This is a genomic window from Bacillus sp. MC1252, from assembly GCF_056838025.1.
Genome location: NZ_CM166369.1, coordinates 2,283,248 through 2,306,400, shown reverse-complemented (window position 1 = coordinate 2,306,400; position 23,153 = coordinate 2,283,248). Strand labels below are relative to the sequence as shown.

General features: G+C 40.4%; 23 protein-coding genes and 1 pseudogene. 21 read left to right on the top strand and 3 right to left on the bottom strand.

The annotated features are described in order from the left end of the window. The first annotated feature begins 1 nt into the window (after position 1). The 15 genes and pseudogenes from ACYH0L_RS11770 (at position 2) to ACYH0L_RS11700 (ending at position 13,884) form a co-directional block, all read left to right on the top strand. Positions 2 to 4,969 (top strand): transglycosylase SLT domain-containing protein, encoded by a 4,968-nt coding sequence (locus tag ACYH0L_RS11770; RefSeq protein WP_482354043.1) that lies wholly within the window; start codon positions 2 to 4, stop codon positions 4,967 to 4,969. Next, positions 4,962 to 5,624, top strand: coding sequence for a LysM peptidoglycan-binding domain-containing protein (locus ACYH0L_RS11765; RefSeq protein WP_087977383.1), 663 nt, complete (start codon positions 4,962 to 4,964; stop codon positions 5,622 to 5,624). The genes ACYH0L_RS11770 and ACYH0L_RS11765 overlap by 8 nt, the downstream gene beginning before the upstream one ends. Positions 5,625 to 5,635: 11 nt before the next feature. Further along, the gene (locus ACYH0L_RS11760) at positions 5,636 to 6,742 is read left to right on the top strand and encodes an XkdQ/YqbQ family protein (protein ID WP_482354042.1); all 1,107 of its coding nucleotides are present in this window, start codon (positions 5,636 to 5,638) and stop codon (positions 6,740 to 6,742) included. Further along, positions 6,739 to 7,020 carry a DUF2577 family protein gene (locus tag ACYH0L_RS11755; RefSeq protein WP_482354041.1) on the top strand — a complete coding sequence of 94 codons (282 nt, stop codon included), beginning with the start codon at positions 6,739 to 6,741 and terminating at the stop codon, positions 7,018 to 7,020. Before ACYH0L_RS11760 ends, ACYH0L_RS11755 begins: the two co-directional genes overlap by 4 nt. Next, the gene (locus ACYH0L_RS11750) at positions 7,020 to 7,451 is read left to right on the top strand and encodes a DUF2634 domain-containing protein (RefSeq protein ID WP_482354040.1); all 432 of its coding nucleotides are present in this window, start codon (positions 7,020 to 7,022) and stop codon (positions 7,449 to 7,451) included. The genes ACYH0L_RS11755 and ACYH0L_RS11750 overlap by 1 nt, the downstream gene beginning before the upstream one ends. After that, positions 7,444 to 8,490 (top strand): baseplate J/gp47 family protein, encoded by a 1,047-nt coding sequence (locus ACYH0L_RS11745; RefSeq protein WP_482354486.1) that lies wholly within the window; start codon positions 7,444 to 7,446, stop codon positions 8,488 to 8,490. The genes ACYH0L_RS11750 and ACYH0L_RS11745 overlap by 8 nt, the downstream gene beginning before the upstream one ends. Beyond that, positions 8,477 to 8,917, top strand: a pseudogene (locus ACYH0L_RS11740) (YmfQ family protein); the annotation flags it as partial. The gene ACYH0L_RS11745 and the pseudogene ACYH0L_RS11740, both read left to right, overlap by 14 nt. A gap of 495 nt (positions 8,918 to 9,412) precedes the next feature. Next, positions 9,413 to 9,796: a phage tail-collar fiber domain-containing protein gene (locus ACYH0L_RS11735; RefSeq protein WP_008361274.1), complete on the top strand. Its 384-nt coding sequence runs from the start codon at positions 9,413 to 9,415 to the stop codon at positions 9,794 to 9,796. A 17-nt stretch (positions 9,797 to 9,813) separates the two neighbouring features. Continuing rightward, complete coding sequence (locus ACYH0L_RS11730) at positions 9,814 to 11,007, top strand: hypothetical protein (protein WP_482354039.1); 1,194 nt, start codon at positions 9,814 to 9,816, stop codon at positions 11,005 to 11,007. Positions 11,008 to 11,017: 10 nt separating this feature from the next. Next, on the top strand, positions 11,018 to 11,365 hold the full coding sequence (locus ACYH0L_RS11725; RefSeq protein ID WP_482354038.1) for an XkdW family protein: 348 nt from the start codon (positions 11,018 to 11,020) through the stop codon (positions 11,363 to 11,365). After that, a complete protein-coding gene (locus ACYH0L_RS11720) occupies positions 11,355 to 11,546 on the top strand; it encodes an XkdX family protein (protein WP_482354037.1) in 192 nt (63 codons plus the stop codon). The genes ACYH0L_RS11725 and ACYH0L_RS11720 overlap by 11 nt, the downstream gene beginning before the upstream one ends. 61 nt (positions 11,547 to 11,607) lie before the next feature. After that, positions 11,608 to 11,820, top strand: a complete 213-nt coding sequence (locus ACYH0L_RS11715) for a BhlA/UviB family holin-like peptide (protein ID WP_025092921.1) — start codon at positions 11,608 to 11,610, stop codon at positions 11,818 to 11,820. A 12-nt stretch (positions 11,821 to 11,832) separates the two neighbouring features. After that, positions 11,833 to 12,096 (top strand): phage holin, encoded by a 264-nt coding sequence (locus ACYH0L_RS11710; protein WP_482354036.1) that lies wholly within the window; start codon positions 11,833 to 11,835, stop codon positions 12,094 to 12,096. A 61-nt stretch (positions 12,097 to 12,157) separates the two neighbouring features. Beyond that, complete coding sequence (locus tag ACYH0L_RS11705; RefSeq protein ID WP_482354035.1) at positions 12,158 to 12,964, top strand: peptidoglycan recognition protein family protein; 807 nt, start codon at positions 12,158 to 12,160, stop codon at positions 12,962 to 12,964. A gap of 77 nt (positions 12,965 to 13,041) precedes the next feature. Beyond that, entirely contained in the window at positions 13,042 to 13,884 is an 843-nt protein-coding gene (locus tag ACYH0L_RS11700; RefSeq protein WP_482354034.1) for a DUF3800 domain-containing protein, read from the top strand. Positions 13,885 to 14,411: 527 nt separating this feature from the next. Here ACYH0L_RS11700 and ACYH0L_RS11695 read toward each other — a convergent pair. Then, positions 14,412 to 14,903: a hypothetical protein gene (locus ACYH0L_RS11695; RefSeq protein ID WP_482354033.1), complete on the bottom strand. Its 492-nt coding sequence runs from the start codon at positions 14,901 to 14,903 to the stop codon at positions 14,412 to 14,414. 324 nt (positions 14,904 to 15,227) lie between these two features. Between ACYH0L_RS11695 and ACYH0L_RS11690 the strand changes: the two genes are divergently transcribed. Both ACYH0L_RS11690 and ACYH0L_RS11685 read left to right on the top strand, forming a co-directional pair. Beyond that, positions 15,228 to 16,073 (top strand): SMI1/KNR4 family protein, encoded by an 846-nt coding sequence (locus ACYH0L_RS11690; RefSeq protein WP_482354032.1) that lies wholly within the window; start codon positions 15,228 to 15,230, stop codon positions 16,071 to 16,073. Between the two features lie 82 nt (positions 16,074 to 16,155). Next, complete coding sequence (locus ACYH0L_RS11685; protein ID WP_482354031.1) at positions 16,156 to 16,914, top strand: HNH endonuclease; 759 nt, start codon at positions 16,156 to 16,158, stop codon at positions 16,912 to 16,914. A 173-nt stretch (positions 16,915 to 17,087) separates the two neighbouring features. On the opposite strand, the gene ACYH0L_RS11680 is transcribed toward ACYH0L_RS11685, so the two are convergent. Next, entirely contained in the window at positions 17,088 to 17,819 is a 732-nt protein-coding gene (locus tag ACYH0L_RS11680; RefSeq protein WP_482354030.1) for an excisionase family DNA-binding protein, read from the bottom strand. A gap of 350 nt (positions 17,820 to 18,169) precedes the next feature. Here ACYH0L_RS11680 and ACYH0L_RS11675 point away from each other — a divergent pair, with 350 nt between their 5' ends. Then, positions 18,170 to 19,672, top strand: coding sequence for a recombinase family protein (locus ACYH0L_RS11675; RefSeq protein ID WP_482354029.1), 1,503 nt, complete (start codon positions 18,170 to 18,172; stop codon positions 19,670 to 19,672). A gap of 14 nt (positions 19,673 to 19,686) precedes the next feature. On the opposite strand, the gene ACYH0L_RS11670 is transcribed toward ACYH0L_RS11675, so the two are convergent. Further along, complete coding sequence (locus ACYH0L_RS11670) at positions 19,687 to 20,055, bottom strand: sigma-70 family RNA polymerase sigma factor (RefSeq protein ID WP_073979130.1); 369 nt, start codon at positions 20,053 to 20,055, stop codon at positions 19,687 to 19,689. 234 nt (positions 20,056 to 20,289) lie between these two features. Here ACYH0L_RS11670 and ACYH0L_RS11665 point away from each other — a divergent pair, with 234 nt between their 5' ends. From ACYH0L_RS11665 to ACYH0L_RS11655, 3 genes are all read left to right on the top strand, one after another. After that, complete coding sequence (locus ACYH0L_RS11665) at positions 20,290 to 21,411, top strand: response regulator aspartate phosphatase (RefSeq protein WP_230030420.1); 1,122 nt, start codon at positions 20,290 to 20,292, stop codon at positions 21,409 to 21,411. 178 nt (positions 21,412 to 21,589) lie between these two features. Beyond that, entirely contained in the window at positions 21,590 to 22,330 is a 741-nt protein-coding gene (locus ACYH0L_RS11660; protein ID WP_230030419.1) for a polysaccharide deacetylase family protein, read from the top strand. An 84-nt stretch (positions 22,331 to 22,414) separates the two neighbouring features. Next, positions 22,415 to 23,143 (top strand): SGNH/GDSL hydrolase family protein, encoded by a 729-nt coding sequence (locus tag ACYH0L_RS11655; protein WP_230030418.1) that lies wholly within the window; start codon positions 22,415 to 22,417, stop codon positions 23,141 to 23,143. Positions 23,144 to 23,153: the final 10 nt, after the last annotated feature.

Below are 23,153 nucleotides of genomic sequence, written 5' to 3'. Positions count from 1 at the left end.
CATGGCTCGTTTAACCGCTCGGTTTGAATTACAAGACCGGATCACGCGTAAGTTGCGTTTGATCAGAGGGGACCTAGAACGCCTTGATAGATTGCGCCGCAGATCAGAGCGGCCAATCACTTTAAGAATCAGAGACAATGCCACAATCGCATTAAGACGTGTGCAGCGTTTCGTATTGCGTGATCTTGCTCGAACTTATCAGCTGACGCTTGATGTCAATGATCTGGCCACAAAAGCACTACGAAAGTTCAATGGCTTCTTACAACGCAAGATGCCGCGTACTCATAGTGTGCTGATGCGCATTAAAGATCAGGCAACACCAGGGCTTGTCAGGCTTCGTCGTTACATCGATCGGAAGTTTGGCAAAGTAGAACGGTTTGCCATAACGGTCCATGATCGTGCAACCTCAGGGATCAGACGTATTGTTTCATATGCAGCGCGTCAGCTTGGCCGGGGCTACAGCTATACCATTAGAGCCGTTGATATGGTTCGACGAACAGTCAGCCGTATAGCGTCTTATACAAGGAACACGTTAGGGACTGAATACAGGGTGGCGATCAATGCGATCGACCGTTTCACCGCTCCAGTACGTGGAGCTGTCTCATTTGCAAATACCCATTTGGGACGGACTTACACAACCACAATCAAGGTTCTTGATCTTATCACAAAGCCATTGAGAGGGATCGTGTCAGCTGTCACCAGTACACTTGGTTTGCTTGGAGTCGGTGCCGGTGCAACAGGCGGGATTGTTGTACCGCTCAAAATGGTTGCGGATCGACAAAACATGACCACAGCTTTTGAAACACTGCTCGGCAGCAGAGGAAAAGCAGATGCACGTCTGGATGAGCTAACAGCCTTTGCTGGTCAAACGCCATTTACTCGTGATGAGATTTTCGAGTCATCTCGCGTCCTCCAAGTATTTACGGGCAATGCCCTTTCTACGACTGAAGGAATGAAACTAGTCGGGGACGTTGCTGCAGGTGTTCAGCGGCCGTTCTCAGAAGTTGCGCTATGGATGGGACGTTTATATGACGGCATTAAATCGGGGCGTCCTATCGGTGACGCAACGGCAGCGCTTCAGGAAATGGGGGCGATCTCTGGTGATGCCAGAGGTAAGCTCGAAAAACTTGCAAAGAGCGGCAAAGACATCTCCAAAACATGGCCAGAAGTAACGAAGGAATTTGGCAAATACAACGATATGATGATCAAAATGTCGGACAACTTGGCCAACTTATTTCTAGGTGTCAAATCATTTATCAATAACAGCATCCTTATGCCTTGGGGCAAAGGACTAGCAGCTGCGTTCCAACCTGCACTAGAAGCATTTAGAACGTGGCGTGGAGAATATTCCTTTGTGCTGACTGATCTATCAAACAAAGCTGAAAAAGCGGGCAAGAAATTTGCTAACAGCTTCCTTGATCCGACAAAGAGTGTTTTCGGATTCATTGGTGATCAATTTAAAATTCTGTTTCCTGGTGAGAAGTTAACCAAAAAACAGACACAAGAACTGAAGGTTAAGTTTAAGGACAACCCTAAGCTGAAGAAGCACTTTGAACAGCTAGAAAAATACAGAAATATGGACTTTGAAACTCGGTGGAAGCTAGTTCTTGATAACACAAAAGACGTTTTTGGAGCGTGGTGGGAAAAGACAGGAAAGCCTGGTCTTTTCAAAATGGCTAAGAATGTCGGAAAAACCTATGGTGGCATCATAAACGGTGTGATCAATGGGCTGCTTGGAATTGATAACAAGCAGTCTGAAGATAGTTTTACTGATGCAGGAGCAAAGGCTGGAAAGATATTCATTGAATCATTTCTAGAAGCTCTAGACCCTGTGAAATTAGGCATTCGGATCGCCAAGAAGATTGGCGAGATCAACTGGAATGCCCTCACAGGCGAAGGATCCATTGCCGGTGCTTTGATTGCCAATGCGTTTGCGCTCGCATTCCTTGGAAAAGTGGCCACTCTATTAAAGCCACTTAAATCCATTCTTTCAGGAGCATTTGCTGCTTATAAATGGGGCAAAGGTTTAAGAGGAGGAATGGGACCAGGAACAAGCGGTGGTGTAATTGGCGGAGCTGGGGGAACAGGGCGACCACCAAGGAACCCAAGACCTCCTGAATATCGTCAGCCTTGGATCAATAGAGGTGAGCCAGTAAGACCAACCACACCAAACCAAGGGCGTGGTGGTGGATTGTTGGGGAGTATCGGTAAAGGTGCAAAGAGCATCGGAAAACGTATTCCTATTCTCGGTACACTGATTGCAGCCACAGAACTTATCGGTATGAATAATGACAACAAAGGTGAAAAGATCGGTGGGTTTGCTGGCAATCTGGGCGGCGGTATCGGTGGAGCTGCACTAGGGACATTGATCGCGCCTGGAATTGGGACAGCTATTGGTGGAGTTTTAGGAAGCATCTTTGGCGGTGATCTCGGTAACTGGATCGGTAAGATGTTTGATGACGGAACCATCAAGAAGAAATGGGATGAGCTTGTAAAAGGCGCAGAAAATGCAGTCCAGTGGATTAAAGACACATGGTCCACCGTTTCCGGTTGGTTCAATGATAATGTTCTAACACCTATCACAACGTTTTTCAGCGACACATGGACCTGGATCACAGAGAAATGGGGTCAGCTTTCTTCATGGTTTATGAATAACGTATGGCTGCCGATTTATAACTTTGCAGTTCCAATCATCAACTTTGTGGTTGGTGTTTTTGTCGTGGGATGGGAATTGATTAGTACCGTCTGGGGAGCTGCATCAACTTGGTTCATGGACAATGTATGGACTCCGTACGGACAAGTTGCGGTCGCTGCGATCACCCTTGTCTGGAACAAGATCGTTGAATTGTGGAACTGGATACAAATCACCTGGTCCGTTTTCTCAGCATGGTTCATGACTTATGTATGGGAACCATTTGGATCAGTGGCGATTGAAGCCATTGTATGGGTGTGGAATAAACTAACCGAGTTCTGGAATTGGGTTCAGTTTGTCTGGGGTACATTTGCGGTATGGTTTGATACCTTCGTATGGCAGCCTTTCATCAATGTTGGATTGCCAGCCATCATGTTTATCTGGAACCTGTTTAAAAGCACGTGGAACTGGATTAAAACATCATGGGTTGTGCTGGCTACCTGGTTTGATGAGTATGTGTGGCAGCCATATAAAAAGTATGCAGAGCCAGCAATTACCTTTGTGTGGGAGAAATTTCAGGATGCATGGAGAATCATCAAGGGTATTTGGAAAACAGTGAGTACATGGTTTGAAGATAAAGTATTTAACCCATTAAAAACACATGCTGAGAATCTAAAAAATACGTGGGATGGCATCTTTGGTGTTGTTGGCGATGTGGTTAATAAAGTCAAGGAAGTTAGTGGGAAAGTTGCTAATGTCTTTATTAAAAAAGGTGAAGAAAAGACAGGTTGGAAACCTAAAGGGAAGAAAGAAGACAGAAACGCCACCGGTGGTTATATCACAAAGCCAACACTTTCGTGGATAGGCGAGGCGGGAAAAGAATTTGTCATTCCGACTGAAAACAATAGAGGGCGAGGGAAGATGCTGCTTGCTCAGGCTGCTTCTCACCTTGGAATGTCTGTGGTGCCAAACGGTGCATCACCAACTTCTCCAGCAAGTTCATCGTCTCCTATGAGGCCGGCAGCTGCTTCAGCAGTTTCCACTTCTGCAAGTGGATCGGTATCAATTGGGGAGACCGGCAACGCATCAAAATACGGGGAGCAGTTTAGCACTGACTTTGAAAAAGGTTTAAACAGCAAAGTCGTTTCACTTGAACAGTGGAAACAAGCTAATATCAAGCAACCATTTACTCAAATTCAGGCATCGACTCCGCTTTATGGTGTGCAAACTGTCACTGGCTTTGCTGCAGGTCAAAACATGACACCAACTGGCACAGGTCAATTCTTAGATCAAAATGTAAGACAACCTTTCTTATCCGCTCGCCAAGAGTCACCTTCCTGGGGTTCAGGAATGATTGATGCCTTTAACAGCGGTATGCGTTCCAAAGGAAGCGAAGTGACACAAGCAGCCAAAGACATGGCGAAGAAAGTAGAACAGGCGTTTAGAGAGGAATTAGACATTCATTCTCCTTCACGTGTCATGATGAGTCTTGGGAAATTTGCATCGATCGGTGTCGTCAAAGGTCTTGATTCAGTTGATGTGAAGAAATTCGCAGAGAATCAAGCCGGTTCTTTAATCGCTGCATTTAGCGGCATGGGTGCATCTAACCTAAGTGTTCAACAATGGCTCATGGCTGCTTTAATGGCAACAGGCACATCGATGAGCTGGCTACCTGGTTTGATGACAATCGCGCAGAATGAGTCACGTGGAAACCCGAAAGCGATCAACCTGTGGGATTCCAATGCCAAGAAAGGAACACCTTCTAAAGGCTTAATGCAAACCATTGGACCGACATTTAACTCCAATAAAGGCAAAGGCATGAATGACATTTGGAACCCAATCCATAATGCCGTAGCGGCCATTAACTACATTAAGGGCAGATATGGAAGTGTCTATAATACGCCTGGATTGAGAAGTATTAGAAACGGCGGACCATATAAGGGTTATGCAAACGGTGGTTTAATCACGCAAGAGCAAATCGCCAGAGTTGGTGAAGGCAACAAGCGTGAATGGATTATTCCTGAAGAACGAAGCATTCGTGGCCGTTACTTGTTGGCGCAAGCAGCACAGGCTTTAGGAATGGACGTATACGATCCAGCCAACTCTGCATCATCCGAGCTTTCACAAGGGCAGGTGCAAACAGTAACAGCTGGCACATCGAATGCATCGACTGTTTCTGGTGGATCAAAACAGATCATCATTAATTTTAATGGTGAGCAGCATTATCATAATGGCCAAGATGAAGATTCACTTGTTGAAAAGATCAAACAGATGTTGGTTGATGAATTAGAAAATGAAATCAACACAGGAACGAAGGGAGTCGTGATCGATGGCTAAATCAAAATATCAATTATGGATTTCGCAAGGAAAGGACAAATTACGATTCCCTGTCCTTCCAGAGAAACTTGAACTGAACAACAACGTACAAAATGAATCTATCAAAGTATCAAAATTTGGTGAGCTCACATTCTTGGATGTACCAGGGGCTCGCCAAATTTCATTTACAGCCTTTTTTCCAAAGAAATATACACCGATCGCTGAATATAAAAACATTCCATCACCAGAGAATGCTATTGCCAAAATAGAGCGATTCATGAAATCAAAAAAGCCTGTGCGCTTTATCGTTACTGGAACCAAAATCAATATGCAATGCAGCATAGAAAGCTTCAATCACAACGAAGGTACTTATGATGTTGGTGATCGAGAATTCACGCTGCAGCTGAAAGAATACAAAACCGCATCACCTAGAAAAATTAAACGGAAAGCCAAAAAGAGCAGCAAAAAACGCAGCTCAAAAGGCGCACCAAAAGTGTACACCGTTAAAAAGGGTGATACCTTGTGGGATATTTCTGGTCGTTTCTATGGTGACAGCACAAAGTGGCGCCGCATTTGGAATGCAAATAAAGCCGCTATGATCAAACGAAGTAGACGAAATATTAGACAACCAGGGCATTGGATTTTCCCTGGTCAAAAATTAAAAATACCACAATAGGGGGGCTGACATTGATTGAGCTTTTTGCCATCAGAAGCGGCACCATGTATGAGCTTGTGACAGAGAGTGTGACACTTCGGGGGCAAAGGTATCAGGCCCCCCGCTCAATACAAGCGACTATCGTTACAAAGCAAGGAAGTCAAAAGTATTACAGCATCAAAGAAGGTGACACGGTTCTTTTCAAGTGGAAGGGGAAAGAGCTTTTCAGAGGAACAGTGTTTGCAAGAACGCCCAAAGATGAAAAGCTCACTTTTACTGCTTATGACATGCTTCAGTATTTGGTGAAGAACCAGGATGTCTATGTCTTTGCAAACAAGCGGGCTGATCAGATAATGAAGCGGCTTGGTCAAGATTTTCAGATCCCGATGACATCGATTGCTAACACTGGCCATGTCATTAAATCACTTGTATTCAAAAACGATACAAGCCTTTATGACATCATCTTGCAGGCTCTAAGGGAAACGAAAAAACAAACAGGACGTAACTATCAGATTTATTCTTCTAAAGGGAAAATGGGGTTGAGAGCTTGGCCAGATCCAGAGGACGTATGGGTCATTGAATCAGGTGTCAATCTCATTGATTATCAGTACAGCACTTCCATTGAAGAAACGGCCACACGTGTAAAGATGAGAGCAACACACGTGGATAAAATAAAAGTTTTAAAGAAGGAAAAAAAGAAATCTAAGACTACTGACAAAGATAAAGAAAAAGATAAGAAAACGACCAAACCAACAAAGCCAAAGAAACCAAAAATGGTTACTCAAAAGAAAGAAATTGAAATGCTGGCTGTGGCGAATGATAGTTCAGCAAGAAGCAAATATGGAATTCTTCAGCACGTTGAAAGAGTGTCAGGAGAGATCAACCAAGCACAGCTGCAAAAGCGGGCTGATGTTCGTCTCTCACAGAAAAAGGGTGTGAAGAAAGAACTTAAAAGCATCCAAGCTCTAGGTATTCCTGGATTACAAAGCGGTATGCCAGTACGCATCATCATCCCTGATATCGGCATCAAAAAAACGTACTGGATCGATCAAGACAGTCATGAATTTAAAGGAACCAAACACACCATGACGATCGATGTCGTTGAAAAGAACACAATTCCAACGGGGAACCAATCATGAAACTAAGTGAGGCAATTAAGCGATTGGCCGTCAATGCTGTGGATGCACAATCGCCAACTGACTTGATACTTGGTGATGTGGTGTCTGTTTCCCCTCTTAGTGTTCGACTCAATGAGAATGACAAACTCATCATTCCTGAAGAACTTCTCATCTGGCCAGCCCGCTTAGACGTGGGAGAAGATGATGAGCTAGAAGAAGGTGATAGTGTCATGGTCCTTGCAATGACAGGCGGCCAAACGTTTTACATCTTAGATAAAGTAGTAGGAGGTGGTTCGTAATGGCTCTTTCACCTGAAGAAGAAATTGAGGATTTGGATGATGAAGAAGAAGAGGATATTGTTGAACCTTCGACCACCTACCGAATCAACTTTGAAACTGGCCGTTTAACCAATGAAAAGATTAATGGTCTTGATGCCATTCGCCAATTCGTCTATATGGCTTTGCGAACGGAACGATATTCACATGCCGTTTATAGTCATGACGTAGGATGCGAAGTGCAAGAAGCTGTGTCTGATGAAGAATCAACGGACGAATACAAGGAGATGGAAATCCCGCGGTTGATAGAAGAGGCTCTTTTAGTGGATGAAAGAATTGAAAGTGTGCAAGATTTTGAGATCACTAAAGAAGGGGCAACCTTTAAAGTGCTCTTTAACGTGGTGACGGATGAAGGGACCTTGGAGATCGAGGAGGTGATTGGCGAAGATGTTTGAAGAACAGTCTTATGAAGCCATCATGGAGCGCATGTTGGAACGTATACCGGATGATATTGATAAACGTGAAAACAGCGTGATATGGAATGCGTTGGCCCCTGCAGCTGCGGAACTTGCTCAATCTTATATATGGCTAGAACAGATGTTCGATCTTGTCTTTGCGGATACAGCGCAGGGAGAATTTTTAGATAGACGAGCTGCTGAAGTGGGCATCACTCGTAAAGTGGCCACAAGTGCTGTATGGTCCGTTGAGGTGACACCTGACACTATCAGAATACCTATTGGCTCAAGGTTCTACATTGACAGTCTATATTTTCAATATCAATCTGACGGCACGCTGAAGTGTGAAACGACTGGTGCTGTAGGAAATGGGAATTTTGCAGAGCTGCCACTCCTATCGCTCGATAACATACCAGGATTAGAGTCTGTCATTTTTGAAGAATTGAAGATACCAGGGCAAGAGGAAGAAGACGATGAAGCTCTTTATGAGCGGTACTTGATGAGGGCAAGGCGGGAGGCTGTCAGTGCCAACAAAGCTCATTATAAAAAGTGGGCTGAAGAAGTTGAAGGAGTTGGCAGGGCGAAGGTGTTCCCACTTTGGAACGGGGAGGGCACAGTAAAAGTTGTCATCACAGATGGGAATTTTGATGTTGCGACGGATCTGCTCGTCAATAAGGTCAAAGAGTACATTGATCCGGTTCCAGGAGAAGGAGAAGGGCAAGCACCGATCGGGGCTATTGCCACTGTTGAAAGCGCCAAGTGGAAAGATGTTGTGGTGTCCGTATCAGTGGAGCTTAAAATGGATTATTCACTTGAAGATGCTCAACAAGAAATAGAGGAGAAGATCAAGGCTCTCCTAAAATCACTTGCTTTCGAGGAGAATGTGATCAGAATGTCAGCGATTAATGACATTTTGTATCATGCGGATAGTGTGTCTGATTATGCGGATGTATTGATAAACGGTGAGGCAAAGAACTTACCGCTTCAGGACATTGAGATTCCGCGTCTAGGGCAGGTGAACGTTATTGAGCAAGCTTGATGAAATGAAAGCTTACCTTCCTGCTTATCTCACAGAGATCACAGATTTTGATGAGCTCATGAAATCAGAGGCTCCTGAGATGGAAAGGCTAGATGATTCTATTTTTGATATGACTGATCAACTGTTTCCGCTTACTGCCACATGGGGGCTTAATCGATGGGAAAGGATGCTGAAGGTGCAGCGTGAATCAGGTGATTCGATTGAATTGAGAAGGGCACGTATATTGAATCTCATGTCCAACATTCCACCGATCACTTATGCTTCTTTAGAGAGGGCAGTCAACCGGTTCTTGAAGAACCCTAGCGCAGTGGTTCGTCTAACGACAGGCCGCTATCACTTCGCCTTACGTGTGAACCTGGATGATCTGCAAAACACAAGATACATCGTTGAAACACTGGAAAATCTCAAACCGGCTCATTTGGCTTACAAATTCACAAGCATTCATCATACAGATGTAAAAGAAATTAAAGACTATCATAACAGGCTCACACTTCGCAGCAGAGTGGGCTTTTTTGATCACATTCCTATCTTACTCAATGGTGAATTTTTATTAAATGGTACGTTTTATCTTAGCGGATCGCGCAATTCAACAGATATTCCAGTGCGCTTCAGGCAATTTTTAAAGATGGCCATGAAGCTCAAAAAAGAAATGAAAGTTTCTGGCCGTACAAGATATGTCATGGTAGGGGCAAGACACGAAACGGATCAACAAGCAGCTCTTACACTCCGATCTCGTTTCAATCATGTTAGGAAAGAAAAAAAGAAGATGACATTCCGCATAGCTACTCATGTATCAAATGATCAGAGTGGAAGTGTCATTATCAAACAGAAATATTGGACGCTTGATGGATCGGTACCGCTAGACGGTTCAAAATATCTAGCTGCCACGTCTAAACAAATAGATTTATAAAGGAGGATCATTATGGCTGATCAATTAACCGTTACAACGCTTTATGCTCGCCAACAAATGGCGAAGGCTAGAGCAGAAGGAACGAAGCTCACAAAAGTGGTTAAGATGGCTTTTGGGAATGGTGGAACTAAGGACGGAAAGCCAATCTCTCTGGATGGAACAGAACAAGAATTAAAGAGTGAGCTTGTACAAAAAGAAATTGATTCATATGAATTCATGGAACCGGCGAAGATCCGGTACACGTGCACCATCGCAGAAGGGGAGCTTGCTGGTGAAGTCATCAACGAATTGGCTCTAGTTGATGAAGATGGAAAGTTTACGGCCATTCGCACCATGACAGACAAGCAAAAAGATGGTGACATTGAATTCATCTTTGAGATTGATGATATTTACTAGGAAAGGAGTGCTCATAGATGGACATTAAATCTCCTAAAGTGTTTGAAACAAGTGATAAAGCTCATGCCGATCTGTTCAATGACATGGTGAAGGTATTACTTGAAAATGATACTGGACTGTTAGATCAGATCATTGGCCATGTTGACGATACTAAGCCGCATGCATCTGCAGCAGAGAAGAAGAAATGGAATGAATCGCAGCTATATAAGATCACAGCTGATGACGGAAAATACTTGATCTCTGTTCCAGCTGACAAAAATATTTATGATCTGATTAAAGACAAAGGAACCTGTACCTTTATCGCTTCTCCAGGTGTAGAAGATTCCCCAGCGCCCAGCAATGCCTATTTGAGAGGTATTCAGACGGTGGGACAAAACAACATCGGAACCGGTTTTGCGGTAGACACGTCAGGTAATGCCTATTACTTCTACTATAATTCTACCCATATTTCTATCACTTGGACGCAGCTGCCTACAGCTTCTGAAAAAGATAAATGGAACAGTGGCCAACTCTATAAACTGACGCAAGATTCGGGAGATCGTAAGCCGCTCCCAACTGTTTTGGATGGAACGGATATCTTATCTTTACCAGCTGGGAGTTATTATGCAGCTGGACAGTATCTTACAAACAAGCCAACCACAAATGATTCATCGTGGTTTAATATTGATGTCAGAACCGCAGGAACAAGAAAAGACATTCGTTTATGGAGAAGTTTTGACAATATGTACTGGTACGGTACTGTTCACACTGATGGAATTTTCAAAGGATGGAAACAAGTTTTAACGGTGGAGGATATGGCAAACAGAACTTTTGTTGATACTTATGACCAAGATAATTCATCTGTTTCAGCCGCTGAAAATGTTGCAACAAAGCTTGTTTTTGGGGCAACACGAGCAGACGACTTATCAGAGTATAACCGCTCTCGCGCAGAAATTACACTGAAAAATAGCGGTCTTTATTTGATAAGGCTTTATGTTACTAGCACTAACATCACAGTCGGATCAGATAATATTTTAGCTTGTTATGTCAATGGATCAGAGTATCAAAGGTTTGGAAACTGGAATCCAGCGACATCATCAAGTACGTGTGTGCTTTATTTATTACAAAAATTTAAAGCTGGAGATAAGGTAACTTTCTATATAACACCAAAAGGGACCAAAAAAACAGTATCAATAAACACAGCTTACGTTACCATGTCTCAGTTGAGATAGGAGGGAAAAGATGAATAAGGCGCTTGCGATCAAATATTTATACCCAAATGCGGAACTAGGTGAGGATTATTCGGTTCGTGATGATGGAGAAGGACAATTTATTGACAAATGGTTATTAGAAGAACCGATGCCTTCAGATGAAGAGTTGGATGCTGCATGGCAAGAGTATTTGAAATTAGACAATGAACAGCCTATGACTCAGGTTGAAAAGCAATTACTCCTTATTGGAGAGCAGTTAGCGAAAGAGAAAATTGCTCGTCAACAGTCAGAAAGAGTAAATGCAACGATAGGGCAGCAACTGGCCGAGATGAGAATAGAAATCCTTAAATTAAAAGGGGGGGTTACTGATGAATCTTAATTTTTGGGTGTTAGCCCTATTTTATAAATGGGCCACAACTGCAATGGTTAAACAAGCAATTTTCTTTGATGACTGTACTATTGACGATTTAGTAGAGGGCGTTCAAGAGGAATATGTTACACATGATCAATACAAAGATATAACCGGTAAAGTATATAAAGAAACGCCAGAAGCCGAGTAGAAAGGCTTTTTATTTTGCCTTCTTTAAGGGGGTGGACAAAGTGAGGGAGTAGGTGAGTATGGTGGAAATGGATTTGGCTCAATATTTAATGACACAAGGACCCTTTGCGGTTCTTTTTTGTTGGGTGCTGTTTTACGTGTTAAACACAACAAAAGAAAGAGAAAACAAGCTCAATGAACAAATCGAAGCGCAAAATGAAGTGTTAGCAAAGTTTAGTGAGAAGTATGACGTAGTGATCGACAAGCTCGATAAAATTGAACGGAATTTAAAATAGGAGGAAACATTTATGAAAAACTTCGACAAAGGCACGGTGATCCGCACAGTGCTTCTATTTATGGCATTGATCAACCAAACGTTATTTCTATTTGGCAAGCCAATCTTGCCGATCAGCGAGGATCAAGTCACTTCGTTGGCTGAGACATTGTACCTTGCTGGCTCAATGATCTTTACAATCGTAACAACCCTTTTAGCGTGGTTCAAAAATAACTATGTTACCGAAAAAGGAAAACAACAGAAAGAAATTCTGAAACAAAAAGGACTTTCAAAATAAACGGCTGCCATTAGGCGGCTTTTTTTAATTATCAAAATCAAAATTTAAGGAGACGATGAACGTGGTAAAAATCATTAAAGATTTTATTCCAAAGAGTAACCGCAACAGACCAGGCAACTATATGAAACCTTTATATATTACGGTTCATAACACAGCTAACACAGCAAAAGGGGCAAACGCAGCGAGTCACGCATCGTTTGTGAAACGATCTAGTACAGGTGTAAGCTGGCACTATACGGTGGATGAAAATTGCATCTATCAACATCTGCCGTTAAATGAAAACGGATGGCATGCAGGAGATGGCCGAGGAACCGGAAACATGAAGTCAATTGGAATTGAGATTTGTGAAAATGCAGACGGCAATTTTGAAAAAGCGGTTGAAAATGCTCAATGGCTCATTCGGAAGCTGATGACAGAACAAGGCATTCCATTGGCAAACGTTGTGCCTCATAAGAGATGGAGCGGTAAACAATGTCCACGAAAGCTGCTTAATCGCTGGGACAGCTTCAAGGCGGGTATTGCAACCGCTCATACAGGGGAAAAGGCAACAGCGAAGCCGGCGACACCTGTAAAAAACACACCATCCAAGCCAAAAGCGAGTAAGCCTAAAAAAACGTTTAACTTACCATCTGGCATCATTAAAATAACAAAGCCTTTGACAAAGGGCGCTGGAGTAAAAGCATTGCAGGAGGCTCTGGCTGCTGTGTATTACTACCCCGATAAAGGTGCAAAAAATAACGGTATTGACGGATACTATGGTCCAAAGACAGCGAATGCGGTCAAGCGGTTCCAACTCATGCACGGTCTTGCTGCTGACGGCATTTATGGACCGAAGACTAAAGTTGCGTTAGAAAAACTATTAAAATAAAAATATACAGCTAAATGTCTATGGGTGCCCCTATTCCAATTAAGGGAAGGGGCTTTTTTGTTTTTAATGAGTAAAAAATGACAACAAATTGGAGAGAGAGACCAACAATAATCCATGAGATAAATGGTACATTTGATTCAATCCTTTCTCTTGATGAGAATGGGACCACAGATTTAAAGGGGGTAAGAAAGAATATTGGTGAAGTATTAGAAAAACTAGATCATCCTGATAGATGGTTTACAATAACAGGAACGGCTATCGATTGTGATAATTATCAACATTTTAAAGAATGTATTAGCAATGTTAAATATAAGCACTGGGAAGATGGTTTTTTTGATTATAAAAAGGGAACTCAAAGAGTGGTTTTACATTCAAGAGATATTCGGAAAAGGATTGGTCCATTTAATCCGAATTTAATAAATTATCCAGAATTAATGTCTGATATAAGTGACATGATGGAAAATACTCCGTTTGAAATTTTCAGCGCATCAATTGATAAGGCAGAGCATATAAGGAAATATAATAACCCTTGGCCAGTATATACATTATGCATAAAATTTATCTTAGAAAGGTACTGCCGTTATTTAATGGGAAGAAAAGGTATACTTTTATTAGAATCGCGAGGCAAAAAAGAAGACGCGGAGATATTAAAATATATTATCGACATGTTGGAGAATGGCAATGAATATTGGAGAAGTGAGGATTTTTCTTGTATACAGGGGGTTTATTTTAACCCTAAATGGAGCGATAGACATGATAAAAAGATGTCTTTTGTTTCTTTGGAGTTAGCAGATCTTGTTTCTTATCCAATCCACAAATATGTGAAGCTGAATCAAAAAGATATGGCTTTTGAAGTAATAGAGAAGAAAATCTTTAGCTATCCATACTACAATGGTTATGGTCTAAAAGTTTTTCCATAAAAAAACCACCATTACGGTGGCCGTCCGAGCTAACCTCGAACCCTAATAACATTATACAAATCGTTAACGATTTTGTAAAGCCATGGCTATAAATATTATACCCTTAAGTTTAATTATTAAACATAAAGGTATAATAAATTAAATTAGAACGTATGGTCTTTTTATACCTTTGTGCGAATTGTGTATAATAAAAGTAGATAAAGGGGACTGCGAATGCGCGGGCTCCTTTTTTACTTTTGTACATATATTTAAAAGTTATTGAAAAGCCCCTTCAAACGGAAGGGCTTTTTGTTTGTCTTTATTCGGTTCGATGTCTCATTTTATTGATCGTTCTAAAAGACGCTTCAACGCCAATGAATACGACAAAGAATATTACTATCCAACTGACCAAATCTGCCCAAATATTTGACATGTTAATCACGCCGAACTTACTTAATCCCGATTGAATTACAAAGGAGATTAAAGCAGTTATAAACACAGACAGAAACCAATTTGTTTTTCTCAATTAAACCACTTCCTTTCAAAAATTAAAGGAATTTGCAAACATACTTAGTTGTTTTATTTTCGTTCTTGTATCGTTTGCAAAATTCATGGCCGCCCATATCTAAAAGCTTTTTACCTAACCATGCTAGACCTGCGCCAGCCAATACTTTGGCCGCCCATATCACTAGCGGAGCAACCATAGTTGTCACTTCACCTTTTTTCTGTGTAGCTAATTGATCTTGATACACTTTTTCAGCAGCAGTTCCGGTCAATGATTCTAAATGATTTTTGATCTCTAATGAAATATCCTTTGGTAAACCAGCATTGATAACTTTGGATTCATCAAAGAAAAAAGTTTTATCTACTTCATTGTATGCAGCAGCTTCGAAAATAGCCTGTGCAATTCTTTGTTGTTTTTGAGGGTCCCATTGTTCTTTGGCTGATGCCTGACCAAAAGCAGATGTGATTCCAAGAGTCACAATAAGTGTTAATACAAGTGTAAGTTTTACATTGAGCTTGCGCAATAAACCGTTCATACTAAACATCCTCCCCCTAAAAGTATTGTCCTACACCCGTATGGTAACAATTAACAGGCTTTATTTTCCATACTTTTTATAAAAATGGTAAAAACAGACTAAATGAAAGTCCCATCATTTGTGACGAGACTGTGAAATGTTCTTAAAACCGCTATTCTCTTTTCTCTTTATCCCACATCAATTCCTCACAAGCCACTTCAATTTTTTATACTTTCCGTCAATAAATAAATCAATTTTCAAAGCAGTTATCAAAATGAAAACTTGTTAAACAAAATCATTAAAAATGGTATACTTATGTGCATATTATACTAGGGGGTACAAACCTTGAAACAATTTTGGGAAATTGACGAAGAAGAAAACTACTACACACTAGAAAAGATAAATGAAAAGGAAATTACTGAGGCAGAAAAGAAACTTGGAGTGACTTTACCCGATACATACAAAAAGCTCATTCTAGAACAGAATGGTGGGTATATCGTTCACAATGCATTTCCTACAACCCAACCAAATTCGTGGTCTGAGGATCATATCCAATTTACACATCTAAGAGGAATTGCAGAAGATGATGGTATTATGGAGAGTGAATATTTAATAGAAGAGTGGGAGTTGCCAAAAGGATTAATTTTAATCAATGGTGATGGCCACACATGGGTTGCAATGGATTATCGAAAGACGAAAGAGAATCCTCCAATTCATTACTTTGATTTAGAGATGGAAGAAGATTTCAAATTAGCAGATTCTTTTGATGAACTTATCAAGGGACTTTATACAGTTGAGTATATTGTCGATGAAGAAGCAGAAGCAGAAATTGAGTATGAGATTCCAAATGAGTATTTAAGTAAAGAAGAACTTCAGGCTATATTAAAGATGGAGAACCCAGATACAGATGATATCTATAAAATTCAATACTATCCAATGAAGGAAATAGAAGAGATTGAATGGTTTTTCGATACGATAAAAAATCACATTGAGAATGTGAAAGATGAAGATGTTCTGTATGAAGTAGGATCGGCCATTAACTCACTTCTTTCATTAAATCAAAAGATGCCGATCAATAATAATATTAAAGAGCTTGTGCAACAAATAACTGATTTCTTACAAAAAAATGAAGATCCACTTGTAGTAAATATAGGCGAACTTATTCTTATTGAGTTTGAGTGCATTATTTAAGGTAATTTTAAGAAAAAAATTAAGATATTGGACTTATAATTAGTGTGTGACAAAAATACTAGTTATAAGGAGAAATGTTATTTTGAAGAAGTTTTTATTTTTGTTATTTGCAATCACGTTACTTGTATCAAGCATTCCGATGGATTTTTTGAATGCAGCTGAAAATCCTAAGGCTAAAGCTGCGGTTGAACCAGGTAGACAACAATATATTCCTGGTCAAACGGAAGATGATTTAATTGCCGATGAAGATTTAGAAGAAATACCTGTGGAAGAGTTTCAGTCCCTACCTACAGTATACGAAGATGGGACACTTTCTAGTAAAGATAAGGCTCAAGCAATGGTAGTCAGAGGCATTACCTTAGCATTAAAATTATTGGCGAAGCCTACTGTAACACAAAAAACAGTTAAAGTAGGAAATAAGACAAAAACAAAAAGGTTTGTTCAAAAGCATACACCTAAAAAAGTTCGTACGGTTTATGTTAGAAATGGACATTTAGCTGGTAAGAAACATCCTGTGACTGGTGTTAAATTTGATGGGCAAGGTTTTCCGGTTTTCAATGCTAAGGCTGTGATGACCCTCCCATTAAGTCAATTGAAATCATCGAATGCTACACAGTTTAAATTAGCAAATGCTGCATTAAAGAAAAAAGTATCTAAAAGTATTACAGAGATGGGTAAATTTAATAAGAAACAACTTAGTCAAATAGAAAAAGGTGTAACACCAGACGGCTATACTTGGCATCACCATCAACAAGTAGGTAGAATGCAATTAGTGAATACTTGGGAACACGCTAAGACAGGTCATACTGGTGGAAGATCTATTTGGGGAAGTATGAAATAATAAAGTGACTCAAGAGAGGCGAATTCGTCTCTTTTTTTGATCGAAACACACGACGATCAATCGAAATACAACATCATCTGAAAACTAATAGGCAAAATAAAAACAGACCATGAAGGGTCTGTTTTTTTATGGGGACGGATTGGGGCCTAATCATTACTATAGTTTTCATTAGATTAGGAATTCGCTATACGCTCCATTGCTTTATCAAAAGCTGCTTTTCTTTTTTTCTCTTCATAGTCAATACGTTCTAAAATTCTGGTCCAATAAATATTGCCTGTGTCTGCATATTTTTTTGCAGTTTCTCTCCAAAGAAATGCTTCAGCTTCTTCGAGGACAATTATGAATTTACTCCCTATTTTCATGTGTGGCATCTCATCTTCATGAATTAAGCTGAAAATTGTTGAAGTGCTAACTCTGAAATAATTTGCAGCTTCCTTAACTGTCAAAAGGGTATGTACTTTGTTGTTGTTCTTATTTATCAAATTTTTAATTTCATCTGAAAAAACCTCTAATTCATCAGAGATAATTTTTCTAATTGCTTCTTCAATCAATTTAGGTTCCTCCTCATCATTTCGAAGATCTTCTACTTCTTTTATAACGTTGCTAACACTCCAAAAATCATCTGGATCAGTCCAACCATGTTTTTTATAATGATTAATAGTAGGAAGAATTTCTTCTTCAATAAAGATAATCCTGCTTTTAACTCTTAAATGTGGCATGGCTCTTCTTCGAATTAAATCACCTATTGTATATGTTGTAAGTTTTGTCCGTTCAGTTATTTCGTTCATAGTAAGATAGGTTTTGTTTGCTACAGATTCTTCATTGATAAGTGATAAGTGAAGTATCTTATCAAATTCTTCTTTAAGCGTGTTCTTAATAAAACTTTCAAATAACCCTGTGTTCATCTGATGCCTCCTTTTAATTTAATTAAATCAAAAATCTATAATTACACTTTACTTTATTATGGAAAATTTCGAAAGAGTAAATAAGAACAAACGTTTGATTAGTTGTTTTAATTTCGTTATAATAAGAATAAGATTGACCCCTTCATGAACCTGGCTGAAACTCAGTCAGGTCTTTTTTATATCTACTGGTAAACTCGTTTTCTTTATGAAATAGGGACAATCCATGTCGGCATAACCTGTCATGAGGTGATCTAAGATGAAGGTCAAAATCATTGAAGGACAGAATGTTGACGCACGTATTAATGATTGTTATCACTATTTGATTAAGTGGTGGAGGAAGGAGATTAATCGTGAAAGCAATTTACGTGAGGGTATCGACCGAGGAGCAAGCGATAAAAGGGTCGAGCATAGACAACCAGATTGAAGCTTGTGTGAAGAAAGCAGGGACTACAAATGTCCTGAAATATGCAGATGAAGGCTTCTCAGGTGAATTATTAGAAAGGCCAGCTTTAAACCGTCTGAGAGAAGATGCACGCAAAGGATTAATAACTGAATTGATTTGTTATGATCCTGATCGTTTGTCGCGGAAACTAATGAATCAATTAATTATAGATGATGAATTACGGAAAAAAGGAATAGTCTTAACCTTCGTAAATGGGGATTATGCAGATTCACCTGAAGGGCAGCTGTTCTTTTCAATGAGAGGAGCCATTTCTGAATTTGAAAAGGCCAAAATTAAAGAGAGAACTTCTACAGGTAGACTTCAAAAAATTAAAAAAGGGATAATAATTAAGGATCCTAGTTTATTAGGATACAGAATGAATAAAGAGAAAAGAACGCTTGAGATAATAGAAGAAGAAGCAAAAGTTGTGAGAATGATTTTTGATTTGTTTACGGATCATTCAAGTCACTTCTTCAACCGAGTAAATGGAATTGCGTTGCATTTAACAAAGCTAGGCATCCCAACGAAAAGAGGAGCAAAAGTCTGGCATAGACAAGTAGTGCGGCAGATCCTTATGAATCCATCTTATAAAGGGAAGTATGAGCAATATAAGTATGATACAGAAGGCAGTTATGTATCAAAGCAGGCTGGTGGTCCCGCAATAATGAAACTGAGGTCTGAAGAGGAACGCTATGTTACTGAAATTCCATCGGTTGTTTCTGACGAACAATGGGAATATGCTCAAGAGCTACTTGGTAAAAGCAGAAGGAAGCAATTGCAATATGGCACTCATCCATATTTGCTTTCTGGTCTAGTGCGCTGTGGAAAATGTGGAAATACGATGACTGGTAAAAAGAGAAAATCACATGGGGAAGATTTCTATGTGTATGAATGTAGGAAGAATTATGCTGGAGCCAAAAATAGAGGTTGCGGTAAATCTATGTCAGAAAATAAGCTGAACAGAATCGTATGGGATGAGATATATAAATTCATCACCAATCCAGAAAAGTATAGAGTCTATAAAGAAGAGGAAAAAGCCACTCATAAAGAAGATGAACTTGAGTTGATTCAAAAAGAAATTGAGAAGGCGAAAAAAGGCCGTCAGCGTTTAATCACTTTAATTAGTCTTAGTGAAGAAGACGACTTGGATATTGAAGAAGTGAAAACGCAGATTGTTGAGCTACAGAAGAAACAAAATCACCTTATGATCCAACATGATACAATTGAAAAAGAGATTAAAGAAGCTGAAGGATCCGCAGCAGGAGAAAATGCTATGAAAAGGGCACTTGATTATTTAAGTTCAGTCAATGCGGATAATTTGAAGCTGGAAGACAAAAAAGCCATTATTAACTTTATTGTTGAAGAAGTATTGATTGTTGATTCAGAGACCATCCATATAAGAACTCATTAAATGGGGAGGTGCGTTTATACGCACCCCCCTTTTGTCATTAATATCTCGTTCTCGATACACCGCGCCGCATACGTTGCCAGCTTTGTTCCTTTTCCAGAGGAATAGCTTTCAATGGCTTTAATGAGTCCGATCGTCCCGATGGAGATGAGGTCTTCAGCGTCTTCCCCGGTATTTTCAAATTTCTTTACAATATGGGCGACGAGCCGAAGGTTATGTTCAATCAGCATGTTTCTTGCGTGTTCATCGCCCTGTGCCATGAGGGCTAAGTATTTTTTTTCATCATCTCCCGAAAGGGGCTGTGGAAAGGCATTGTTTTTGACATAGGACACTAAAAACACCAATTCTTTGACCATCAATCCCATCGCTGTAAATACTCCTGCCACGATTTTCACCTCCACCATGTTTAGGCCACTGCCTATATCCTCAAATGTATGTGAAGGGGGGATTGTCTGTGTCTGTACGATGAAAAAATCATCTTTTTCGAAAAAAACGGGCTTCTGTTCGTCTGTTTTTGCTGCCCTTCTCATATGTTTGCGGTTTCTTTGCGGTGCTTGGCGGTCAAGAAGCGTGCTAAAATATGTAATATTAGACCGAAAAGGAAGGGGTTTTTTCGGAACATGGGGAAGGTTCTTTCTTCACATGTAGGTATGAAAATTAATGAATGGTATCGAATGATACGGCAGTTCAGTGTGCCAGATGCTGAAATCCTGAAAGCAGAAGTAGAAGCGGAAATTGAACGTATGGAAGAGGACCAGCATTTACTGATTTATTATCAGCTCATGTGTTTTCGGCACCAAATCATGCTTGACTATATACACCCTTCAAAATATCAACCTTTCTCAGTATCTAATCTTGTCGATAAAATCGAAAATTCCAATCATGAGTTATCTGATATGCTGCATTATTACCATGCATTTTTTCGTGGCATGCATGAGTTTAGTCAAAAAGAATATTTAGAAGCCGTCAAATATTATCGAGTGGCAGAAAAACAGCTGTCGATGGTATTTGATGATATTGAGCAAGCTGAGTTTCATTTTAAAGTAGCAGAAGCCTACTATATTATGAAACAAACGCATGTCTCCATGCACCATATTTTAAAGGCGCTTGAAATATACGATCAGCATGATGCGTATGCCATCCGCATTATTCAGTGCCTCTTTGTCATCTCAGGAAATTATCAAGATTTAAAACGTAAAGATCGAGCGCTGCCTCATTTGAAAAAAGCAAAACAGCTCGCATCTCAAATTGATCACCCGCGCATATACAGTTCAGCTCTTTACAATTTAGGTAAATGTTATGGAGAGCTTGGCTATTTAGAGGAAGCGGAACGATATTTAACAGAATCGGCTGATCTTGCCCGCAAAGAGGTGCTTCCCACGCTTCCTCATACGCTCTATACGCTGGCGAAGCTTCTTTTTAGACAAAACGAACAGGCGCGTGCACTGCGTATTTTAGAAGATGGGAAATTAGCCGCAAAGAAGCATGAAGACCAGCTGTTCTGTCATATGTTTGAGTATCTGGATGCTTTATATGTTCAGGGAATCAATGAAGAACAACTGCAAAAAACCATTGATTATTTGGAAAAACTTAGCCTATACTCTTATATAGAGGATATCTCATTAGAAATTGCGACAGCCTTAGAAGCCTCTCAACAATACCAGAAGTCCAACCAGTATTATCAGAAATTATTATGGGCTCAAAATCAAATCCAAGAAGGAGAGTGTCTGTATGAATTCTAAGCAACGTTCGACAGTTGAAGAGAGAAACCAAACGTGAAACAAAAAGCGGGCCTGCATGGCCGGCTTTTTTTATGTGGAAAAAGAGGTCAGCGAGGCGCAGACATCATCATGCACCCTGCATGAATTCATCTGAAAGCGGGCATTTTAATCTATAATGATGTTCTGTGGAGGCGGTCTAATGAAAGGGTTGCATGTCTTTGTATGTGTCTTGTTATTATGCACTTTTGTTCCTAATGAAATAGAGGCACGAACATTAAAAAGAGTCGACCTGGAAAAAACGGGACGGGCCTTTTGGGATATGAGAGAGGAACGGAAAAAGATTGCGTTAACCTTTGATGATGGGCCTCATCCGGTGTACACGAATCAAATTTTGGATGTGCTGAGGGAGCATGAAGTGAATGCCAGCTTTTTTGTCGTAGGGAGCCGAATTCGTTCGTATCCGGAGATTGCGAAGCGGATTGTGGGCGAGGGAAATGAGCTCGGCAATCATACGATGAACCATACATATTTTGACCTTTTGTCATCAAAGGAAATTAAGCAGGAACTAAACGAATCAGCGGCTCATATCGCTTCACTCCAGCCAGGCGGTCCTTTATTATTTCGTCCTCCTGGTGGCAGGCTGACGATGAAGTCATTCCGCATTCTTTCAAAGCAAGGATACGATGTGGTCATGTGGTCTTTCACGCAAGATCCGAAGGACTGGTCAAGACCAGGCTCGCACAAAATTGCAAGCCGTATTATTGATCATATTCAGGGCGGCGATATCATCCTTTTACATGATGGCGGTGGAAATCGGAAGCAAACGGTAGAAGCGCTCAAACAGGTGATTCCTGAATTAAAGGATAAAGGCTATGAATTTGTGAAAGTAAGCGAACTGCTGCATCATGACAGAGCATATCTGCCTGTTCATTTTCAATAGGGATCATTTGTCAAAAACAGTCATTCATTGAAACCAAAAGGCTTGTCGTTTACTATATGAAGAGGGCTTTTGGAGGTGAATGTTGTGAAGAAATATGTTTTCCTTTTCATCCTGTTGTGTGTCGCTGCTGGATGCTCAAAACCAGCGCAGGAAAGCGTTATTGCATTCGGCGACAGTAATACAAGAGGATCAAACTGGGACTTTCGAGATTACCCAGCATCTGAAAAATGGGTGAATCTCATGAAAAACGTCGAGCGCGGCCAAATACAAGTGAAGAATGCAGGGATTGGCGGGCAGACGACTGAAGACGCGAAGCTTCGCTTTGAGCAGGATATTTTAAAGCAGAAACCAACTTACGTCCTCATCATGTTCGGTACGAATGATGCGGCGATTTTAGACGGGAAACATCCCCGTGTCACAAAAAAACGATTTAAAGAAAATGTATCCTACTTCATTTCTGAAAGTAGAAAAGAAGGGATTACCCCGATTCTCATGACCTGTGTACCTGTCGTAGAAGGAGGGAAAAAGGGCTTATATTATTACTCGCGGTATAAGGCATCTTATTTTGCTGAGAGAGGCGGGGCAAGAGCTTGGCAAAACTCATATAATGACATCACAAGAGAAGTAGCTAAAAATCAGCAAGTTCCACTTGTCGACAATTGGAAAGCTTTCATCCGAGAAGCTGGTGAGGATAGTGACAACGCTTTGATTCAGTCAGGTTTAATCGACCCTTCTGGCAATCATATGACACCAAAAGGGGCGAGAATCATTTATAACGAAATGAAAGAGCGTGAAGTCATCAAACATTTTTAAATGATGGCCA